This is a genomic window from Saltatorellus ferox (genome assembly GCA_007751475.1).
Classification (GTDB): Bacteria; Planctomycetota; UBA1135; order UBA1135.
In genome coordinates this window covers 6,900,657-6,920,498 of sequence record CP036434.1, presented here as the reverse complement: position 1 = coordinate 6,920,498, position 19,842 = coordinate 6,900,657, and the positions used below count along the sequence as shown (strand labels likewise).

The 19,842-nt window shown below is 66.4% G+C and carries 12 protein-coding genes and 1 pseudogene; 7 read left to right on the top strand and 6 right to left on the bottom strand.

The features are described 5' to 3' along the window. Together Poly30_RS28915 and Poly30_RS28910 are read right to left on the bottom strand one after the other, a co-directional pair. On the bottom strand, positions 1-168 hold the full coding sequence (locus Poly30_RS28915; protein ID WP_419191413.1) for a hypothetical protein: 168 nt from the start codon (positions 166-168) through the stop codon (positions 1-3). Positions 169-208: 40 nt separating this feature from the next. After that, positions 209-433, bottom strand: a pseudogene (locus tag Poly30_RS28910) (hypothetical protein); the annotation flags it as partial. Positions 434-566: 133 nt separating this feature from the next. Between Poly30_RS28910 and Poly30_RS25035 the strand changes: the two are divergent. From Poly30_RS25035 to Poly30_RS25025, 3 genes are all read left to right on the top strand, one after another. Then, on the top strand, positions 567-1,931 hold the full coding sequence (locus Poly30_RS25035) for a DUF805 domain-containing protein (protein WP_419190645.1): 1,365 nt from the start codon (positions 567-569) through the stop codon (positions 1,929-1,931). A gap of 148 nt (positions 1,932-2,079) precedes the next feature. Beyond that, positions 2,080-2,415, top strand: coding sequence for a hypothetical protein (locus Poly30_RS25030; RefSeq protein ID WP_145204145.1), 336 nt, complete (start codon positions 2,080-2,082; stop codon positions 2,413-2,415). Between the two features lie 189 nt (positions 2,416-2,604). Further along, positions 2,605-3,645, top strand: coding sequence for a leucine-rich repeat domain-containing protein (locus Poly30_RS25025; RefSeq protein WP_145204142.1), 1,041 nt, complete (start codon positions 2,605-2,607; stop codon positions 3,643-3,645). A 240-nt stretch (positions 3,646-3,885) separates the two neighbouring features. Here Poly30_RS25025 and Poly30_RS25020 read toward each other — a convergent pair whose 3' ends face one another. Next, a complete protein-coding gene (locus Poly30_RS25020) occupies positions 3,886-4,872 on the bottom strand; it encodes a TraB/GumN family protein (protein ID WP_145204139.1) in 987 nt (328 codons plus the stop codon). A gap of 968 nt (positions 4,873-5,840) precedes the next feature. Between Poly30_RS25020 and Poly30_RS28905 the strand changes: the two genes are divergently transcribed. Both Poly30_RS28905 and Poly30_RS28900 read left to right on the top strand, forming a co-directional pair. Beyond that, positions 5,841-6,035 (top strand): hypothetical protein, encoded by a 195-nt coding sequence (locus tag Poly30_RS28905; RefSeq protein WP_419190644.1) that lies wholly within the window; start codon positions 5,841-5,843, stop codon positions 6,033-6,035. Positions 6,036-6,232: 197 nt separating this feature from the next. Beyond that, positions 6,233-7,009 (top strand): S1 family peptidase, encoded by a 777-nt coding sequence (locus Poly30_RS28900; RefSeq protein ID WP_419190643.1) that lies wholly within the window; start codon positions 6,233-6,235, stop codon positions 7,007-7,009. Positions 7,010-7,222: 213 nt separating this feature from the next. Here Poly30_RS28900 and Poly30_RS25010 read toward each other — a convergent pair whose 3' ends face one another. Then, entirely contained in the window at positions 7,223-8,071 is an 849-nt protein-coding gene (locus tag Poly30_RS25010) for a LamG-like jellyroll fold domain-containing protein (RefSeq protein ID WP_145204134.1), read from the bottom strand. Positions 8,072-9,598: 1,527 nt separating this feature from the next. Between Poly30_RS25010 and Poly30_RS25005 the strand changes: the two genes are divergently transcribed. Continuing rightward, positions 9,599-10,579 (top strand): hypothetical protein, encoded by a 981-nt coding sequence (locus tag Poly30_RS25005; protein WP_145204131.1) that lies wholly within the window; start codon positions 9,599-9,601, stop codon positions 10,577-10,579. 439 nt (positions 10,580-11,018) lie between these two features. Here Poly30_RS25005 and rsgA read toward each other — a convergent pair whose 3' ends face one another. Together rsgA and Poly30_RS24995 are read right to left on the bottom strand one after the other, a co-directional pair. Beyond that, positions 11,019-12,059: a ribosome small subunit-dependent GTPase A gene (gene rsgA / locus Poly30_RS25000; RefSeq protein WP_145204128.1), complete on the bottom strand. Its 1,041-nt coding sequence runs from the start codon at positions 12,057-12,059 to the stop codon at positions 11,019-11,021. Between the two features lie 75 nt (positions 12,060-12,134). Further along, positions 12,135-13,061, bottom strand: a complete 927-nt coding sequence (locus tag Poly30_RS24995; RefSeq protein ID WP_145204125.1) for an AEC family transporter — start codon at positions 13,059-13,061, stop codon at positions 12,135-12,137. Between the two features lie 271 nt (positions 13,062-13,332). Here Poly30_RS24995 and Poly30_RS24990 point away from each other — a divergent pair, with 271 nt between their 5' ends. After that, the gene (locus Poly30_RS24990) at positions 13,333-19,767 is read left to right on the top strand and encodes a hypothetical protein (RefSeq protein WP_145204122.1); all 6,435 of its coding nucleotides are present in this window, start codon (positions 13,333-13,335) and stop codon (positions 19,765-19,767) included. Positions 19,768-19,842: the final 75 nt, after the last annotated feature.

The window sequence follows — 19,842 nt, the reverse complement described above, 5'->3', positions numbered from 1 at the left end:
TCATTCGAAGCCCGCGCCTCCGATCAGCGCCACGGCGACGAGGCGTAGGATCGACCCGCTGGACGCCAGCCCTCGGAGCGTCGAGAGCGTCGACCTCCAGGTCGCTCGCGGTTCGAGCGCTGGCTCCTCGTTCTGGCCCCTCTGGGAGAGCGGTGCGAACACGATCATCGCAAGGGTCGTACCGAGGACCCCGGAGCAGATCGACCGCCGGCGCCCACAGAAACTTCAGCGACCAGGGAATCGCGAGCGCCGAGGTCAGCGCCGTGATTTCGACGACGCTGATCTCGGCGCGTCTTAGCTGCGTCGGGAGCGTCCACCAGAGCCAGCCGATCGGAGCGCCCTCGGTGAAGTAGAGCAGCGCGAAGAAAAGCTGCCGACGCCGGCGACCCGGCGCGAACTCGATGTCTCGTGCCGGTGCGTGGGCAGAGGGCATGGGAGTACGGTGGCAGACGGCCTGGCACGGGATCGGCCTCAACCCATCCGAGTGGACGCGAGAGGTCCCACGAGCGGAGGTCGTCGCATTCCGGGCGGACCCAGGCCGAAGCCTTCCCGTAGCATGGGTCGCCATGGTAACGCTTCGTCAGCTCGTGTCGCCCAAGGGACAGGTCCCGCGCGCTCGTTACCTGCGGGTTGGACTCTCCCTGTTCCTGTTCAAGTACGTCGTCGACCTCGTCGTCTATCGAGGGCTCTTCGGCGACTGGTGGGGTCCGCTCGACTACCTGAGCCCGCTCTATTCGCAGCGCATGGCCTCCGCCCCTGACGCCCTGGACCTGCCGATCGCCTACGCGGCGTTCTTGCTGCTCTGGAACCTGATCTTCGCGTGGATCGGGGCAAACTGGACGGCTCGCAGAGCCGTCGACGCGGGAGAGACGCCCTGGTGGGGCCTCATGATCTTCGTGCCGTTCCTGAACTACTTGGCTATCGGCGTGCTGGCCCTCATGCCCTCGACCCCGAAGGGCGAGGCACCACCAGTACCAGGGGGGAGCGCCGCCGCCTTTCAGCTCCCCGTGCTACTGGTTTGGGGCATGACGTTTTTCCTGGCGATGGCGTGCCTCTACTGGACGATCGTCGAGATGAACGAGCACTACGGGATCGCGCTCTTCCTTTCGTTCCCCGTGCTCTTCGGCGTACTGATCGGATACTCGCTCAATGCGCGTGAGTTCCAGAGCGTTGGGCGCACGGTTGGCTTTTCGCTCCTCTGTGCCGTCGCTGCTTCCGTGATCCTGCTTTCCGCATCCCTCGAGGGGCTGGTCTGTATCGCGATGGCGTTTCCCGTCATCTCGCTGGGCCTCATGGTGGGGGCGTTGATCGGACGAAGCTTCGTCGGGATGGGCGCTCGGCGTCCTCTGCAGCCCCTCGGAATGCTGTTCGCGCTTCCGTTCATCGCCTGGTCCGACGCGAATCTCCCCACCAGCGAAGCGCGACAGGTAACCTCGAGCATCGAGATCGACGCGCCGCCCGAGGTGGTCTGGGAGAACGTCGTTTCGTTCCCGACCCTGCCCGACCCCACGTCGTGGATCTTCAAGACGGGCATCGCCTATCCGATCGGCGCCAGGATCGAGGGCCGAGGCGTGGGCGCCGTTCGCCGCTGTGAGTTTTCGACCGGTGCCTTCGTGGAGCCGATCACCGTCTGGGATGCGCCCCGGCACCTGGCATTCGACGTCCTCGATCAGCCCGAGACGATGACGGAGTGGGGGCTCTTTGGACCAGTTCACCCGCCGCACCTGGAGAGCACCTTCCGCAGCGTGCGCGGCGAGTTCCGGCTGGTCGAGCTCCCGGGCGGTCGGACGCGCCTGGAAGGCTCGACCTGGTACGAGCTCGACATGGCGCCGGAGGTCTACTGGAGGATCTGGGGCGACGGTGTCGTCCAGCACATCCACGGGCGCGTGCTTGGACACATCCAGGCGATCTCGGAGGCCTCGTCGGAGTGAGAAACCGCGCGCCGCGTGGGCTTGTGGCGGTACTGCCGTGGAAACGTGGCGGACTGGGGTCGGAGTCGGCAATACCTTGACCTCATCCTAAGTGAGAGGGTCTGCGGGCCGTCTCACATCGGGCGACGCCAAGCGCGTCCATGCGGAGGTGATCGTCCGCATCCGTCGCGCGTTGGAGCGCTACGACCTGGACCCGATCGCGCTCGGCCTCCCGCCGTGTCCTGGTGACGAGGCACCCGGTGAATTCGCGGACTCATCAGGATCCGAACATCCGCTCCTGGACTTCGGCTATGCGCGTGATGGTTCGTTCTTCCCCGACGTGAAGGTCGCCTCGGTGAAGTCAGCCTCGCCCTTCGCCCCGGGCAAGCGCCGGCCACTCGAGCGTCTTTTAGCCGCCGTGCAGTACCGTTATCCGGCCACGCCGGGAACGTCGGCCTCGCGCCGCGACTTCCGCCAGCCAATGGGGAGTTCCGCGCGATCTTGAAGTAACGGGGTGACCCCAGCTCCCAGCGTCCACCACCCGGATGGAGGGCCACCGACGGCATGACGTTGGCACGGACGGCCCTGGGCAGAAAAAGCGAGAGGAGGGTGTAACGCCCGGGTCTGAACCCGGATGGGGTCTCTGGGAGTTCCCCGACCCGCCGTCCGCCGCAGACCGCCCTTCTCATCCGCCATGCCTGGCCATCCCAAGATTCGTCGTCGATCTCCCCGCACGCTTGCCTCGAGGCGCAGGCCGTCCCGTTGGCCTCTTCTCGCGTTCGCTGGCGGAGCCTGCCTCGGCGGGGGCGTTTGGGCCTGGTCCGAGGGCCTGCTGACGCCTGACCCGTGGATCTTCCGGTTTCCCCCGGCTGTCATCCAGCTCGCCTCCGAGGGCATGGCCGCCGAGGGGCTCCGTCCGTTCGGAGGAACCGACGATGAGATCGATGCGCGGTTTCGGGTGGAGATCGAGGCCATCCGCGACCTCGACCTGACGGCGATGGAGCAGTCGGCGTTCGAGAGATACGGAGTGGAGTGGCTCGATCAGCTTCCACAGCTCGAGACACTTCGGCTCTGCCTCAACGATCCCGCCGGGCTGAAGACTCTCTATGTGATGGGCAACTATCGGTACGTTGGCGAAATGCACGATGTTCACTTCGAGGGCAGGCCGCATCTCCCGAGCCTGAAGTACCTCTCGATCGAGACGAACGCGCAGCAGGATCTGGCGGCGTTCGCGAACGCGCCGCGACTCGAACAGCTCGAGATCATCACCTCGCTCGGCCTGGACCTGACGCCCTTTGCGACATGTGAGAACCTGCGGAGCCTGACGGTCCGAGAGGGGGAGGGCCAGCTACACGAGACGGCGACAGGTCAAACTAAGTCGGGCGAGCTCGAGCGGTACGCCGTGCTCCAGCAGCTCACCACGCTCGAGGTTCCCCATGGACTCGTGACCGACACGTACGAGCCCCTCCTCGGGATGAAGAACCTCGACCATCTGGCGCTACGGGAGCCGCACGATGGCCACGCCACGGTCCTGGACCAGCTGCGCTGGCTCACGTCGCTCACCTTTGTCGTCCCGTCGGGTGTCAACCTCTCGGCGAGGTCCCTGGAGAGCTGGAGCGCTGCGCTCCCGAAGACGGACATTTCTATCATCGACCCGCACCTGATCGAACCGAACCCCTGGCGCAGCCGCGTGCCCTTTCCAGCAGCCATGCAAGTGGAAGAGTCAGGCGAGTGAGTTGCGTCGATGGGTAGGTGTAATTGTCGCTGGGCAGCAAGGGGCCAGCAACCTTGAGTCTGCATGCCTTGGTGACCTTGCGAAGGTCGTTGAGCCGCGGTACCGAACCCGACCCAGATCCGCCACATTCTAGCGGGTGACGAAACGTGGCGGATTTGGGTCGGGTTCCGTACCGCCACGCAACGGGTCGAGACCGGAATTCTTGCCTCTGACGCCTGCACCCTCACTGCTTGGCGAGGGCTACTTCGCGCTCACGCCCGTCACGGCATCGATTCGGGTCACCTGGTAGCCACGAGCGCGCATCAGGTCGGCCAGACCCAGGTGGCGCGGCGCCGATGCGCTCGCTTCACGGTCGACATCAACACCAGGTGGACTCGGAAGATGCATCGCGCCAACGGCGACGAACGCGACCTCTTCAGGTGACTCATGCAGCGCCCGGTCGAGGCGCTCTGCGAAGCGCTCGTTTCGGATCCACAGAAGCTGCGCTTCCTTCTCTTTCCGGTCCAGCATGTACGGATAGAGGATCTGGTCCATCAGTCCAAAGAGCTTCGCAGGGTCTCCCGACGCCCAGGCCTCGATCGTCTCGTCCGTCATGTTCCGTCCCTCGTCGTCGTACTGGTCCAGCTTGTCGAGGAGTGCTCCGAACCACACGACCTGATCGTCCAGCGTCGTGTCGGTGAAGAGCTGCAGATGCTGTGTGATGGTCTCCATCTTGTGAACCGGCTTGCCGTCAGCCAGCGCACGGCGCTTGAACTCAAGGTCGGGCACCGGCTTGCCGGTGGCGCGGCTCTCCAGAAATGGAAGCTCCCCCATCACCAGCCATGGGACCATGGGCTTTGCTCCGTCGAGATCAGCTCTCGACTGCCCTGCGAGCTCGTAGCGATCCCCAGCGCGCCTCCACAGGTCGTCACCGAGCAACTGGTCGAGCGAGGTGCCCTCCGGAAGAAGGATCGACTGGCGCATTTCCGCGCGCCCCTCCGGGCCCGGTGCGATCTCGACGAAGAGTGAGTCAGATCCTGTGAACGCAGCCTCGACCGCCGGGAAACTCTTGGTCCGCTCATCGTTGAGATGCACGGTTCCGAAGAGATACGCCGAAGTTCCGTTGCCGGTGACACGGTAGAACTGCGGCCCCGTAATTTCAGACTCGGCAGAGGCTGTCAGGTCTGTATTGGTCGAGGCACACGCAACGAACAGGAAAGCGGGGATCGAAAGGAAGACGGCGTTCATGTGCGTGTTGTTGGGAGAGAGGTCGTCAGGCAGCGCGGGGGCACTGACAGGCGTGAGCCAGTGTACGGAGCGGCCTCGCGATATTCCGGGGCCAGCGAAATTCCGGCACCGTCTCAGCTCCCTGGCTACTCAGCCCCAAGCTGGACCGGCTTGCTCGCGATATGGCTCCGATGCATGGGAACGCGGCAACCTGGCGGTACCGAACCCGACCCAAATCTGGCGGTACCGAACCCGACCCAAATCCGCCACGTTTCCGAACACCCTTGGACCGGGTCGGGAGAAGGAGCGGCTTTGGGTCGGGTTCCTTACAGAGAGGGTCGGGGTAGCGGAGCCAGGGTGGACGCGACTTTGCGATGGTCTCAACAGAAGGTCACCGCCACCGCGTCGGTAAAGTTCGACATGACCATGCCGCCGACGACGTCTCGGTACCAGGCCGAGAACCGCTAGCTATCCCCGGGCATCACCGCAACGAAGCCGTTAGGTCGCGGAGAGCGTCTAAGGCCATCGTCGTGCGTCGCGATCCAAGCGCCGTTCGATGAGACGACCTCTCCCGGCCCACGGAATCGCCCGATCGCGCGCCCCAGGCAAAGAGTCCCCACGCCGCCAGCCATCGGCGTCACCGCAGCCACGTCCGACGTGAGGGAGAGCGTGGTCGCTGCCAGGGGCAGCCGGTCTGTGACAAGTCGCGTGGTTCACCTTGAGTTCGCCTTGGAAGCGCTGCCCGGTGGCCTCGAATGGCACGCGGCGATCGGGCGGCGCGCATTGCCTTGAGGACTTCCTCTTCCTTCCAGTGGCCGCCATGCAGCACCGTCACCCGGCCACTCCGGGAAGGTTGGTCTCGCGCCGCGACTTCGGCGGGTCGGTGAACCCGTGTGTCCAGAGCTCGAGCATCGCGTCCTTCGTATCCCGGGACGTGGTCGCGCCCGTGACCCCCTCTGCCTCAAATGCACGACATTTCGCCACCCCGCTTGGAGTTCCTATCCGTATCCGTCGCGACGGACGCCAACGGCGTGGTTTGGGTCGAGGGCGAGGTCCCACCGAGCCTCGTCGAGGTGGCTCTCGGGAATCCCGAGCCGGAAGTGGTGATGTCTCCCTTCGAGTCCGGGCAGAACGCCCCGACGCCCGCCATCGTGGGCTACGCGTTCCTGGTCAAGCGGAAGTGACACCGCTGCGCGGACGCCTTGTGATCAGGGACTGGATACCCCGGATGCTGAGCTGGTACCCACAATGGCCCTGCTGTTGCCCCACAGGCGGGTCGCGACCCCTGGCCCCTGTTCTCCCAGAGCGAGAACGGCGGCATGACCGTGGCAGCCCGGTTCGAGTACTCTGTGAAACCACTTCGATCAGGAGCGAACAAGGCATGACATTCACACTGAATGACAAGCGTGCTGGCAGAGCCGCGACGTTTCTTGCGTGCGTCATGCCGGCTCTGCTCACCGGCTGTCGGAGCGCGAGCCCGCAGAGCAAAGCGGATTCGTTCGCACAGTTCCAGGGCCAGGATGTGGATGGAGCGCCGCTCCCCGAGTTCCTCGCCGCACGGACAGCACGCATCTTGATCTCGCTGCGAGAAACGGCCGAGCCCAACGTCTACAGGAGCGAAGCGACAGCGGCCGCGGTGCCGATCTCCGCGGACGGTTACCTGCTGACGGCTGCCCACGCCCTCGATCGCGACTCCCTGCCGTCGAGCTACGTGCTGCTCTCAGGCACCCAGCGACCGCTGCATTTTCGGGTCGTGTGGGATGGGTTCCGCGACACGAACGCCCATCTGGACATCGCCGTCATTCATGTGGAGGATGAGCTTCCCGCGGTCTTCGAATGGGCTGCCATGACCGAACTCGTTTCCGGGGCTGAGCTGGTCTCGGCAGGTTTTTCCCGAGCGGAAATCTCCTTCGCCGCTGGTTCCCTGCGCGACGACGTGCAGTCGGACGGTCAAGTCGCCTGGAAGGTCGCCCACGACGTGCCCCTCGCCGGCGGCGACAGCGGTGGCCCGCTCTGCACGCCGCAGGGCAAACTCGTCGCCGTGAACTACGGTTCGATGGCCCTGACGCCATTCGGCGGCATTCTATCCCGATACGCACTTCGTCCCGATCCCGACTGGCTGGCCGGACTGCTAGCCCGGGACCGCGACGGGCGATAGTGAACCGTGAACCGCGTTGGAATCCGCCGCAGCATGGGCCATCGGGCTCGGCGGAGTGGGCCGATGACCGCGCAGGCGCGACCCCGTGACCTGTGGGGAAGAGTGGTGGCGAAGGATCGGGCCTCAGGCTACGGTCGGGGCGTATCGACACCCCGCTTGGACTTCTTATCCGTCAGCCGGGCGCTCATCGGATTCGGAACGCCGAAGAGCATGCTACAGGCCCAGTTCGGCCCCGTTGAAGAGAGCGGCGATCTCACCCCTGGCGAGCGGGCGGCTGAAGATGGCGAGTTCGTCCATGAGGCCGATGTAGCTGAGGCCGAGCATGATGCGAGCGTTCTCTTCTTCCCAGGTGAAGGAGTCGAGGACCGGCAGGGCGCCGATGGACTCCCCGTCGACGAAGAGCTCGGCGCTGCCGCTCTCGGAGCCCAGGCGATCGAAGTTGATCAGAACGTGGGTCCACGATCCACGCTGGAAGGGGGGCGTGTCCATGGGGATCAGGCGGCGGACGAACTCGGGGTTGTCATTGCCTTCGACGCCCTCGGGATTCCAAGCGGCGAGGTCACCGATGACGCCGAGGCGGAACTTGCGTGGCGTCACCTTGGTGAAGTCGACCCAGATGGAGGCGTCGTTGTAGCGCGTGTCGGTGATCTGGATGGGATCGCAGTAGCCGGGCTCCAGATCCGTGGCGGGATCGAGCTGGAGCCAAAAGGAAATCGCGCCGCTCCAGGCTGAGTTGTCGTAGCCCATGTTGCCCTGGGCCTTGTAGTAGATGAGGTTGCGATCCTTGGCGGTGAACTCGAGGGCGCCCCCCTTGATCCCTGCGCCTGGGGCGATACGAACGGCGTCGTCCAGGAGGCCGGCATGGGCCGGGTCGGCGCCTCGGGTCTTCGTGTAGAGGGAGCCGTCCCCGGCGGCAAAGTCCGCGTCGGCCGTGGCGTCGAAGGATGAGTAGAGAAGGACTTGATCGGAAAGGTCCGGATCGAGGACGGCCGTGCCGGTTCCGGATGAGGAACAAGCGGAGAGGAAGAGGGCCAGTGCGGAGAGGGGGAGTGGGGCATTCATGGCTCAAAATGTACCCCGAAGCCATGTCTGGAACGGTACCCGACTCAAGGCCGCCTCTTCAGTCCAGCGCGACCGAGATCGCACCTCTGAAGTTTGGGGTACCGAACCTGACCCAAATCCGCCACGTTTCCGAACACCCTTGGACCGGGTCGGGAAAGGGAGCTGCTTTAGGTTGGGTTCCTTACAGAGAGGGTCGGGGTAGCGGAGCCAGCGTGGACGCGACTTTGCGATGGGCTTGATAGAAGGTCACCGCCACCGCGTCGGTGAAGTTCGACGTGACCATGCCGCCGACGACGGCTCGGTACCAAGCGGAGAACCGTCAGGTATCCCCGGGCATCACCGCAACGAAGCCGTTGGGTCGCGGAAAGCGATCCAAGATCGACGTCGAGCGTCGCGATTCCAGCTCCGTTCGATGGGACAACCTCTCCCGGCCCACGGAATCGCCCGATCGCGCCTCCCAGGCAAAGAGTCCCCACGCCGCCAGCCATCGGCGTCACCGCAGCCACGTCCGACGTGAGGGAGAGCGTGGTCGCGGCCAGGGGCAGCCGGCCTGCGATAAGTCGCGTGGTTCACCTGGAGTTCGCCTTGGAAGCGCTGCCCGGTGGCCTCGAATGGCACGCCGCGATCGGGCGGCGCGCGGTGCCCTAAGGACTTTCTCTTCCTTCCAGTAGCCGCCATGCAGCACCGTCACCCGGCCACTCCGCTTGGACTCCCTATCCGTCTGGGTCGGTGTAGTAAGATAATATAATCCGACCCAGATTACCGATCATTGACTTGGGTGGCTGAGGCATTGACCTGACCGGTTGATAGGGTCGATGACAATTTCATGCAGCGGCCCGTTTCAAGGGAGCATGGAATCTCAGATCGCACAAGGGGTCAAATAACACTTCATCGCATCCACTCCCGTTCCATCGAGAGCCTGCCTGCGACGGGTAGCCGCCCGTACCCCACACGTGGCATCCTTCTTGCCCTTGGGTACCTACAATGAACCCCTTCCCCCCGTCCCTGCTCGTTCTCGCAGTCTTGAGCGGTTTCCCGTGCGCATTCGCACAATCGACGAGCGGAGTGGCTGATCCTCTCCTCCGACCAGGGGCTGCCCTGGCAGCAGCCGCAGATGGGGACGTGGCGATCTTCGCTTCGCGCCCCTATCACCCGGGCGCGCCCTCCTTCCACCTGATGCGTCGTCTGCCGGGATCCCTGAACTATGGGCCGGGTGAAACCTTCACCTCCCCGCATTTCGACGGAGGGACCAGCATCTTTGGTGTCGCGATCGAGGACAACTTGGTCGCCCATCAGGTCCGCGAGGACTTTGGCGCCGAGACCCGACTGTTTGTCCATGAGCACGGTGCTTCTGGTTGGACCACCCAGTCCATTCAGCTCCACGATACAAGGATTCTCGCCACTGGTGCGCTGACCGCGATCTCCAACGGGAGGATCGCGTCGCTGCATGCGAGGAATGTGCTAACTCGGTTTTGGATCAACATCGTGGAGCGTGATCCGTCCGGTCTCTGGTCAGTGGTTGATTCCGTGAGAACGTCGGTTCGCTCGCCCTGGATCGATTACCCGTCCTACGTCGTGATCGACGGTGACGCTACTGCCGTTGGTGGAACGTCGAACACCACGGCGGGCGCGATTTCGATCTGCGAGCGCGATGCGTTCGGCGATTGGCATGAGACAACCCTGCTCATCCCGCCCGCGCGCTTTGACTGGTCCGTGGAAGCTCTCGTCTTGAACGGTACCAGGCTGGCGGCGCTTCGCTCGCGCGACGTGGGACCTGAGCGAGAGTACGTCCTCCATACTTATCAGCGATATGGAAGGGGAGACTGGCGCATCGACGGCCGCCGTTCGATCCCTACACCAGCTGGATCCCCGAGCGTCACAACGTCCAGCATTCAGCCTCCCTGGACACTCCTCTTCGACGGCAACGACCTGGTCGTCTCGAGCGTCGACGACGCCACCTTCTACAGCGCGGCCCCTGGCGCGCCGATCACCTCGCAGCGACGAGTCACCGGGCTGGGCCTGGTGCTCGAGCTCGATGGAGGAACGGCGATTGGCGTCGAACGAAGTCTCGCAAGGGTCGTCGATCTCCGAACTCAGCCGGGAGACATCGAAGTCGCTCGGCTCATCGGCCAGGTCACCTGTCCCCCCACCGGGACGGCCATCCTTTATCTGCATCGACGCGCGGATGGTGTCAGCTTCGCCTTTCGCCGAGTGGTGGCGAGAATCGAAGATGCACCGCCAGGCGCAACGGCACTGCTCTTCCGTTCGTCGGCCTTGGCGTCGGCACCCGCGGCATCCAGTGGACTCTGCCTGGATCGGCAGAGCCTCATCCGAGTCGGGGTTCCGACGAGTATCGGGCCGGCAGGTCGAGCCACTTTCACGCTCACCTACACGGGACCAGCTTCAGGGACGGGAATCGAGAACGCAGAGAACGTGCAGGCAGTGCTCTTGGGAGGAGCACAGGCCGGCGCGTTCAGCCTGACGAACGGAATGGCCTGGATCGAGTAGCGTGTTTCTGGACGGCCCTGTGTTACAAGCCGCGCTATTCGGGCGGTACCGAACCCGACCCAAATCCGCCACGTTTCCGAACACCCTTGGACCGGGTCGGGAGAGGGCGCGGCTTTGGGCCCGGTTCCTTACAGAGAGGGTCGGGGTAGCGGAGCCAGGGTGGACGCGACTTTGCGATGGGCTTGAATGAAGGTCAGGGCTGGCGCGTCGGTGAAGTTCGACGTGACCATGCCGCTGACGGCGGCTCGGTACCAGGCCCTGAACCGCCAGCCATCGGCGTCACCGCAGCCACGTCCGACGTGAGGAAGAGCGTGGTCGCGGACAGGGGCAGCCGGTCTGCGACAAGTCGCGTGGTTCACCTGAAGCTCGCCTCGGAAGCGCTGCCCGGTGGCCTCGATTGGCACGCTGCGATCGGGCGGCGCGCGGTGCCCCATAGCCTCTAGACCAGGCCGAGGTCCGGCTCTTCGTCCGGCTGTTCGTTCGGGTCGTAGGCGGCGTCCGGGTCGACCTCGTCGAGCAGGCTCAGGTAGCTCGCGTAGCGCGTATCCGGGACCAGGCCGGCTTCCGAGGCGTCTGCGACGGCGCAGCCCGGCTCGTGGTCGTGGGTGCAGTTGGCGTAGGCGCACAGGGCCTGGAACTTCGCGAAGTCCGGGAACAGATCGCGCACGTGGGAGCGCGTCAGGCCGTGGGGGCGGAAGACCCGGATGCCGGGCGTATCGACGACGTAGCCGCCGAGGTCCATGCGGTGGAGGCGCGAGTAGGTGGTCGTGTGCTTGCCCTGCTTCCAGTAAGCGCTGATCTTGCCTTCCTTGATCTTGAGGCCGGGCTGGATCGCGTTCAGAAGGCTCGACTTGCCCGCGCCGCTCGGCCCGTAGAGGACCGAGACCTTGCCCCTCAGGCGCGCCTTCAGCTCTTCGATGCCGCGTCCGTCCACGGTGGACGTGACGAGGATCTCCAGGTCCGGGATGCCCGCGTAGGTCCCGCGGTACTTGTCCATCAGGACGTTCTTCTTGTCGAGATCCGCCTTGTTGAAGACCAGCACGGCGGGGATCTCGTGCCAGCGGCAGGCGGCCAGGATCCGGTCGGTTCGGTTGCTGGAGAAGCCGGGGTTCTTGAGCGAGCCGACCATGAAGAGCTGATCGACGTTGGCCACGAGGACCTGCTCGCGCGGGTCGTGGGAAGACGCGACCCGGCCGAGGTAGTTGCGGCGCGGTAGAACCTCCTCGACGCTCAGCTGATCGCCGTCGCGCTCGATCCGTACGAGGTCACCCACCGAAATCGGGTTCTTCTTGCCGTCGAGTTCCTCGAAGAGCGAACCGCGCAGCGCCGCCAGCAGCGTCTCGACCTCGGGCAGGTCCGCGCCGTCCGCCGCCGCCGCGAAGCTGGCGATCGGGTCCGGCACGTCGACGTGCACCACCTTGGCGTCCACACGAACCACTCGGCCCAGGAGCGGCGGCTGTTTCTCTTGTCCTTCGGTCATCGCGCACAAGGTAGTCGGGATCCTCTCCGGCGGGGGCGGCCAAGCCCAACTCCTTCGGCCTCCGGGCCAAGGCTCTCAAACAAGGCCGAAGCGGCTGGCCGCGAGCCAGATCAACGGCAGCGTCGCCATGGCCAGGACCGTCTGGACCGCGATCAGGTTCGCCGAGAGCGTCGTGTCGCCGCCGAGCTGGCGCGAGAGGATGTAGCCGTTGGTGGCCGTCGGGACGCTGGAGCAGATCAGCGCGATGGCGAGCGGCGTCCCGGCCAGGCCGATCGCCATGCCTGAGGCGAGCACCACGGCGGGCAGGCCGACGAGCCGGACGAGCGACCACGCGAAGGTGCGTGGCCCGGCTCGGCGGAGGGCGGCGAGGTCGACGCCGGCGCCCGCGCTGAGCAGCCCGAGGGCGATCGTGCCCTCCCCGAGGATGCGGAGCGTGTCGTCGAGGACCGCGGGGATCTGCGCGCCGGTGGCGGCCACGAGGCCCCCGATGACGCAGGCGATCACCAGCGGGTTGGTCACGAGCGCGAGGACCGGCCGCGGCCGCGTGCCCGGCGGATGATCCGCGTGGGCCAGGAGCCCGTAGACGGAGAGCACGTTGGCCGTCGGGATCATCGCCGCGGCGGCGATCGTGACGAGGATGAGCCCCTCCTCGCCGAAGAGAGCCGAGCCCAGCGAGAGCGCGACGAACGTGTTCCAGCGCACGTTCGACTGGACGATGGAGCCGACGGCGGGTCGCTCGATGCCGCGGAAGAGACGCGCGCAGAGCCCGATCGCTCCGAGGGCGACCTGCCCGACGATGAGCGCCAACGCGAGCCTCCACGGCGCGCTCTCGAAGGGCGCGCGTCCCAGGGAACGAACGATCAGCGCCGGGAACAGCAGCACGTACGACACACGCTCGATCCCGCGCCAGCCCTCTGGCGCGATCCAGTTCTTGGCCGCGATCAGGCGACCGAGCGCCACCACGAGGATGACCGGCAGGAGGGCGGACAGGAAGCTGGTCATGGGGGGGGCGGGCCGTCGCGGCCGCTGCGGCGCGCACGTTACCGCGAAGGAGCCTCCATCCTGCCCGTCGACCGATCAGATTCCCTCCAGGCTGTGACCGGCGGCCTTCGGTCGTGCTACCACCAGACGTCTGGCCCAAAGATTGACGATATCGCTCAACCGGATCGTCTTCGTGCCGTTTCGTCCCTGGCGTGCCCGCCTTGCGCCACCCCGTCTCGCGCCACCCCGTCCCGCGAGATTCCGTCGTCGTCCGCCCCGCTCCAAGCTCCCCATGCGTGCCCTCCGCCCTGCCTGCTTCGCCCTCGCCGCCCTCGGCCTCGTTCCCGTCCCCGCCTGGGCTCAGCTGAACCTCCCCGACGCCTTCTCGCGCCTCCCGGCGGGATTCATCGAGGAGTTCGCGCTCGCCGAGGACCGCGGCAAGACCCTCGAGACGCTGCTCCCCGGGAGCGTCGAGCACTACTACTTCTCGTGCTTGTATCTCCAGCAGAAAGGGCAGCTCGACCGCGTCGACCGGCTCCTCGAAGACTGGGCCAGTGCCCACGGAAAGCACCCCGACTATCTGCAGATCGAGGCCCGCCAGGCTCTCCTCCGCGCCTCCACGGACCCAGAGCTCACCTACGCCTACCTCGAGAAAGAGCTCGGGCTGCGCTACGACGAGCGCCGCATCGTACCTGGGGAGTCCCCGGACCTGCCGACGCGCCTCGACAACGATCGGATCTCCACCGAGACGCTCCTCGGGAGGGTGCTGGAGCGGGACACGACGAACCCGTTCGGGGACATGGACCCGACGCTGCTCGAGACGCTCGTGCGGCGCCCGCTGTCCGACAGGCAGCGCGCCTCGCTTCTGAACGCCCTTCAGCGCCCCGACGTCCCCGGCCTGCTGGAGCTCGTCGTCTCGGACCTCTCGATGGAGCGGACGGTCCCATTCGGTCAGCGCAAGATCCACCGCCTGCTGACGTTGCCGCAGCTCGAATCCCTCAGGGCAGCGCGCCCCGAGGTCCTGTCGAACCGCGACTACGTGGACGCCGTCATGACGCGGCTCGCGCCGCGCTTTCCGGAGTCGATGGGCGACCGCGCCGATCAGCTCGCCTACCTGGAGCGCGCGTGGGAGTTCGCGTCGCTGCTTCCCTCCGCCTTCGTCTCGCTGAAGGCGCATCTTCTCTATCACTGGCTCGTCTTCGACCTCGACGATCTCGAAGGGGGCATGGTGGACGAAGAGCGTCTCATGGCGTACCTGCGGCTTCCGCGGGCCTCGACCCTCTACCTGCGGACCCGCCAGGACGGGGTTCACAAGGCCGCTCTCGGTGAAGCCTACGGCGGGATCACGCCGTTCCCGGCCATCGGGAATGAAGAGGCGGTCGTGACGGAGTGCTTGCTCCAGGTCTTCCGTGGGGCCAGCGGGTACGACCGCTTCGCCGGCCTGCTCGAAGAGAACTACGTGCGGCGGGTCTTCGCGGAGGCGCAGCTCCTCCACGGAGACCCCGCGCAGAGCGACGTCTACATCAAGATGCTCGGTGCGACCCGCGCGGAGGCGCTCCGCGGGCGCGTCGACCTCCAGTTCGCCCGAACGAATCCGCGGGCGTTCGGGGCCAACGATCCGGTGACGCTGCAGGTCGACGTCAAGAACGTGGATCGGATGATCGTGAAGGTGTTCGAGATCGACGCCGTCGCGTACTTCGATCGCTTCGGGCGTGAGGTGGACTCGAGCCTCGATCTCGAGGGGCTCGTGCCCAACGAAAGCCAGGTGCTGGAGTTCGACGCGCCGCCGCTCCGGCGGGTGAGGCGGCAGATCTCGCTCGACGCGCTGGCGAAACCGGGCACGTACGTCGTCGAACTCATCGGATCCGGCGTTTCGAGCCGCGCGGTGATCGTGAAGGGTCATCTTCAGCTGCTCGTGCGGCCCACGGCGGCGGGTCAGCTACTGCGCGTCCTGGACGAAGCGGGTGAGACGCAGAACGGGGCCATCGTGCGCTTCGGCGGAAGGGACTACCTCGCCGACGGGGACGGCGAGATCCTCGTGCCCTACTCTCCGGAAGGCGGGCCGACAGACGTGCTGCTCCGAGCAGGCAACGTCACGTCGTTCGCGCGCTTCTCGCACAGCGCTGAGTCGTACAGGCTGAAGGCCGCCATCCATACGCCGCTCGAGGGGCTGCTGGCGGGCATGAAGGCGACGGTGGTCGCGCGGCCCGCGCTGCTCCTGAACGGCCAGAGAATTCCCCTGGAGGCGCTGGAGGATCCAGGGCTCGTCGTGACCGCGACGACCGAGGACGGGACGAGGAGCCAGAGCCTCGCGCGAGGCTTCGACTTCAGCGAAGCCGGCGACATCGTGCACACGATCCAGGTGCCCGAACGCATCGATTCTCTGGAGGTCCGCCTGGTCGGCACGGTGCGTGGTCTCACGAAGGGAGAAGACATCGAGCTTCAATCCGAGCCCGAGACCTTCCCTGTGAACCAGAGGCACGCGTCGGTTCCCTTTCACTCGTATCTCACGCGGACTCCGGACGGCTATGGGCTGGAACTCCTGGGCCGCGCTGGCGAACCGCTGGCGGACACCGAGGTGCGCCTCGCGTTCCGGAACCGACTGGTGCGCGCCGACGCCAAGGTGCGGCTCAAGACGGACGCGAGCGGGCGCATCGAACTCGGTCCGCTGGCGGACGTTTCGACGGTGAGCCTCGAGTCACCCGTCCACCTCTCGAATCAGTGGAACCTGGGGCAGGTGCAGGCGCTCGGCCTCCCGGACCGACTGAACGGGCGCGCGGGCCAGGCGCTGCGCGTGCCCTACTCCGTGGGAACGAGCGAGATCTCGCGCTCGCTGGCTTCACTGCTCTCCCTCGACGCCTGGGGGAACCCGCTTCGCGATCACTTCGACGCGCTGTCCCTGAAGGATGGCTACCTCGTGATCGACGGGCTCGGCGAGGGCGAGTACCTCCTCACGCTGGAGCGCTTCCAGCGAGCGATTCGCGTGCGCGTACTGGAGGGCGAAGTCACGTTCGGACAGGTGGTGGGGGACGGACACGCGCTCGTGGCCACGGACCCGGTGCCGCTCCAGATCAAGCGCGTATCGAAGGACGCGGACGCGATCCGGGTGCAGCTCGGCGGGTCGTCGTCCAGCGCCCGCGTCCACGTCGTCGCCACGCGCTACGTCGAGCCGAGGCCTGCCATGGCGGCCCTTGGCCTGGACTCGACGGCGCGGACGGGGATCTCGGAGTTCAGCGCCGCGTCGAGCCTCTACGAGTCGGGCCGCGCCATCAGTGACGAGTATCGCTACATCCTCGACCGGCGGCTCCTCGAGCACTACCCGGGCAACATGCTGACGCGGCCGGGCTATCTGCTGAACCCCTGGGACCTCAAGAGCACCAGCGACGTGATGGCCGCCGGCGGGAGCCATGGCGGGCGCTTCGGGGGCCGGCGTAACCTGAGGGCCGCCGGTGGTGTGGGCAAACAGGGACGAAATCGGGGCGGGGAAGCCGCCAGGGGCGCGGCCTTCCATGCGCCGGACTTCCTGGCCGAGGGCGCCGTGTTTCTGACCGATCTGCGACCCGACGAGAACGGCGTGGTGCGGGTCCCCGTGGCGGATCTCGGCAACAAGTGCATCGTGCAGATCGTCGCGATGGACGACGAGGTCACGGTCGACGAGCTGTTGATCCGCGGCGAAGCTCCGAGGGTCACCCGTGAGCGACGACTCGTGGACGCTCTCGATCCGGCGAAGCCGATGACCCAGCAGCGGCGTATCACGTTCCTCGACGCCGGTGAGTCCTACGTGATCCGCGATGCGCCGAACGCGGGTGCCAAGACCTTCGGCAGCCTCGCCGACGTCTTCGAGCTGTATCGGACGAGCGGCGGCGGCACCGAGGAGTTCGCGAAGTTCGAGTTTCTGACGCGCTGGCCGGAGCTGACGGACGAAGAGAAGCGGACGAAGTACTCGGAGTTCGCGTGTCACGAGCTGCACGTGTTCCTGCGCGAGCGGGACCCTGCGTTCTTCGAGTCGATCGTCGTGCCGCACCTCAGCAGCAAGGGGCACGCGACCTTCATGGACGACTGGCTTCTGGGTCGCGATCTGTCCCGATACCTGGAGCCGTGGCGACGGGAGCGGCTCAACGTGGTCGAGATGATCCTGCTCTTGCGCGAGACCGGGGGAGACGCGGGCACGATCACCCTGGACATGCTCCGGCTGCTCCCACCCGGTACGTTTTCGCTGGACGATTCGTTCGCGGAGATTCTGGCGAGCCGTGGCCTGGAGGCCGGTGGCTCGGCGCTCGGAGACTCGCTCGTGAAGGCGAGCACCGAGGCACGGCGATCGAAGTCTGAAGCTCTCGAGAAGCGCTACCGCGGACCCGGCGATACGGTGACGCCTGGTGGTGGAGGTGGCGGTGGTAGTAGCGCACCCCGCGCTGGTCCTGCGTCGCCGGGTCCCACGGTCCCTTCGAACGGCGTCGTTTCCAGTAGCGACGATTTCTTCCTGGGCCGCGGCGAAGAAGACCTGCGAGAGACCGTTCTGGCCGACGAGGTACAGGGCGACGAGATCAAAGGCGGTCTCGCCATCCTCGAGGAGTTCGAGGTCGAAGATGCCATGAACGATCAGAAGGCGCTCAGCAGCCGCGAGCGGGTGGAGGGCTTCTACTTCCGCGACCTCGACGTGACCCGGGAATACGCGGAGACCCACTACTGGCGCGTTCCGCTCCAGCGCATGAACGCGGACCTCGTCACGGTGTCGCCGTTCTGGGTCGACTTCGCGGAGGCGGAGCAGGGATCGAGCGCGTTCGCCTCGACGTTCTTCCCGCTGGCGAACCGCAGCGTGACGGAGAAGCTTCTCGCGCTCGCGTTCCTCGACCTGCCGTTCGAGGCCGAGGAGCCCTCGGTGTCTTCGGAGGCGCGCAGCGTGACGCTGACGGCCGCGGCGCCGATGTTGCTCGCGCTGGAGGACATCGCGCCCGCGACGCCTGCGGAAGGAGCCTCCGGCCTGCTGGCGGGCCAGGACTTCTTCGACCCGGCTCGCCCGACGGAGACCGTGGACGGCGTGACGCGTGAGGTCTTCGTGACAGGCGAGTTCCTGGCGGGCGTGCGCTACGGCTGCCGCATGGTGGTGACCAACCCGTCGTCGAGAACGGTCCAGGCGGAACTCCTGGCGCAGATCCCCGAGGGCGCGATCGCGCTCGGCGGTACGCGCATGACCAAGGCGTATCCCCTGGACCTCTCGAGCTACGGCACGTTCTCGATGGAGACGTTCTTCTACTTCCCGGAGCCGGGGAGCTACCGCGACTACCCGCTGCACGTCGGGCGCGGGGAGACGCTGTTTGCAGCGGCCGAGCCCGCGACGCTCGAGGTGGTGGACGAGGCGACCGAGGTCGATCGGACGACCTGGGCGTGGATCTCCCAGAACGCGGAGCTTCCGGCCGTGCTGGACGCGTTGCGTGACCGTAACCCGAGGGAGCTTGACCTGGCGAAGCTCGCCTGGCGCATGGGGGACCCCGAGGCGTTCGTGAAGGTCACGGCGCTCCTCGGGACGCGCGGCGTCTATCCGGACGTGCTATGGAAGTACGCGGTCCAGCATCGCGATGCGGCCCGCACGCGTCGCTTCCTGGGGGGCCAGGAGCCCCTGGTTCGGAGGGTCGGCGCGCCCTTCGAGTCGGCGTTCCTGAGCCTGGATCCGCGGAGCCGCGGGATCTACGAACACCTCGCCTACGAGCCGCTCGTGAACGGTCGGACCCACGAGTTCGGCGGCGAACGCAGGATCCTGAACGATCAGTTCCGCGCGCAGTACGAGCGGTTCCTCGCGACGCTCGTTCTCGACGAAGAAATCGATGCTGAGGCGCGCATGGAACTCGTGTACTACCTCTTGCTCCAGGACCGGGTGGCCGAGGCCCTCGAGGTCCACGCCAGCATCGATGCGGCGGCGCTCCGCACGAGCGTGCAGTACGACTACATGACCGCTTACATGGCGTTCTACTCCGAAGACGTACCCGCGGCCCGCAAGGTCGCGCAGGGATACGTCGACTACCCCGTGGACCTGTGGCGCTCGCGCTTCCGCCACGTGCTCTCCCAGGCGGAGGAGATCGAGGGCCAGGGCGGCGGAAGCCGCGGGGCGGACTCCGATGACCGCGACATGGGCCAGGGCGCGCTCGCGGGCGCCGAGCCGATGCTCGGCGTCGAAGTGGATGGGGGACAGGTGCTGGTGAGCGTCGAGTCGATCGACGAGCTGGAAGTCCGCTACCACAGGATGGACGTGGAGTTCCTGTTCTCGAACAGTCCTTTCGTGCGGGGCGGCCAGGGCGCCTTCGGGGTGGTCCGGCCGATGCGGATCGATCGCGTGCCGGTCCAGAGCGGTCAGTCGACGCTCGCCATCGACCTGCCCGACGAGCTTCGGACCGCGAACGTCGTGGTCGAGGTGCGCGGGGCGGGGGTCTCGCGTCAGGCCACCTACTTCTCGGGCGATCTGGCGGTGCAGGGCATCGAGCGCTACGGGCAGATCAAGGTCCGCGGGGGTGCGTCAGGAGAGCCGCTCCCGAAGGCGTACGTCAAGGTCTACGCCCTGCTGGAGGACGGGGGGATCCGCTTCCACAAGGACGGCTACACCGACCTGCGCGGCCGCTTCGACTACGTGTCGCTGTCGGGGGTGAGCGGCCCCGAGGTCGTGCGGTATGCGCTGCTCGTGATGCATGGGGAGGCAGGGGCGAAGATGCTTGAGCTGGGGCCGCCGGCTCGCTGAACCATCGGGGGCGGAACGGGGATTGACCGGGGAGCCGGCCGAGTTCATGCTCCGCGCGGTCCTCCTCCGGTTCCG

Excerpts from the sequence above, each read along its gene's own strand:
- Poly30_RS25035 (WP_419190645.1), top strand. The coding sequence starts at position 567 with ATGGTAACGCTTCGTCAGCTCGTGTCGCCCAAGGGACAGGTCCCGCGC.
- Poly30_RS25020 (WP_145204139.1), bottom strand. The coding sequence starts at position 4,872 with ATGAACGCCGTCTTCCTTTCGATCCCCGCTTTCCTGTTCGTTGCGTGT.
- Poly30_RS28900 (WP_419190643.1), top strand. The coding sequence starts at position 6,233 with ATGACATTCACACTGAATGACAAGCGTGCTGGCAGAGCCGCGACGTTT.
- Poly30_RS25010 (WP_145204134.1), bottom strand. The coding sequence starts at position 8,071 with ATGAATGCCCCACTCCCCCTCTCCGCACTGGCCCTCTTCCTCTCCGCT.
- Poly30_RS24995 (WP_145204125.1), bottom strand. The coding sequence starts at position 13,061 with ATGACCAGCTTCCTGTCCGCCCTCCTGCCGGTCATCCTCGTGGTGGCG.
- rsgA (WP_145204128.1), bottom strand. The coding sequence starts at position 12,059 with ATGACCGAAGGACAAGAGAAACAGCCGCCGCTCCTGGGCCGAGTGGTT.
- Poly30_RS28915 (WP_419191413.1), bottom strand. The coding sequence starts at position 168 with ATGATCGTGTTCGCACCGCTCTCCCAGAGGGGCCAGAACGAGGAGCCA.
- Poly30_RS24990 (WP_145204122.1), top strand. The coding sequence starts at position 13,333 with ATGCGTGCCCTCCGCCCTGCCTGCTTCGCCCTCGCCGCCCTCGGCCTC.
- Poly30_RS25025 (WP_145204142.1), top strand. The coding sequence starts at position 2,605 with ATGCCTGGCCATCCCAAGATTCGTCGTCGATCTCCCCGCACGCTTGCC.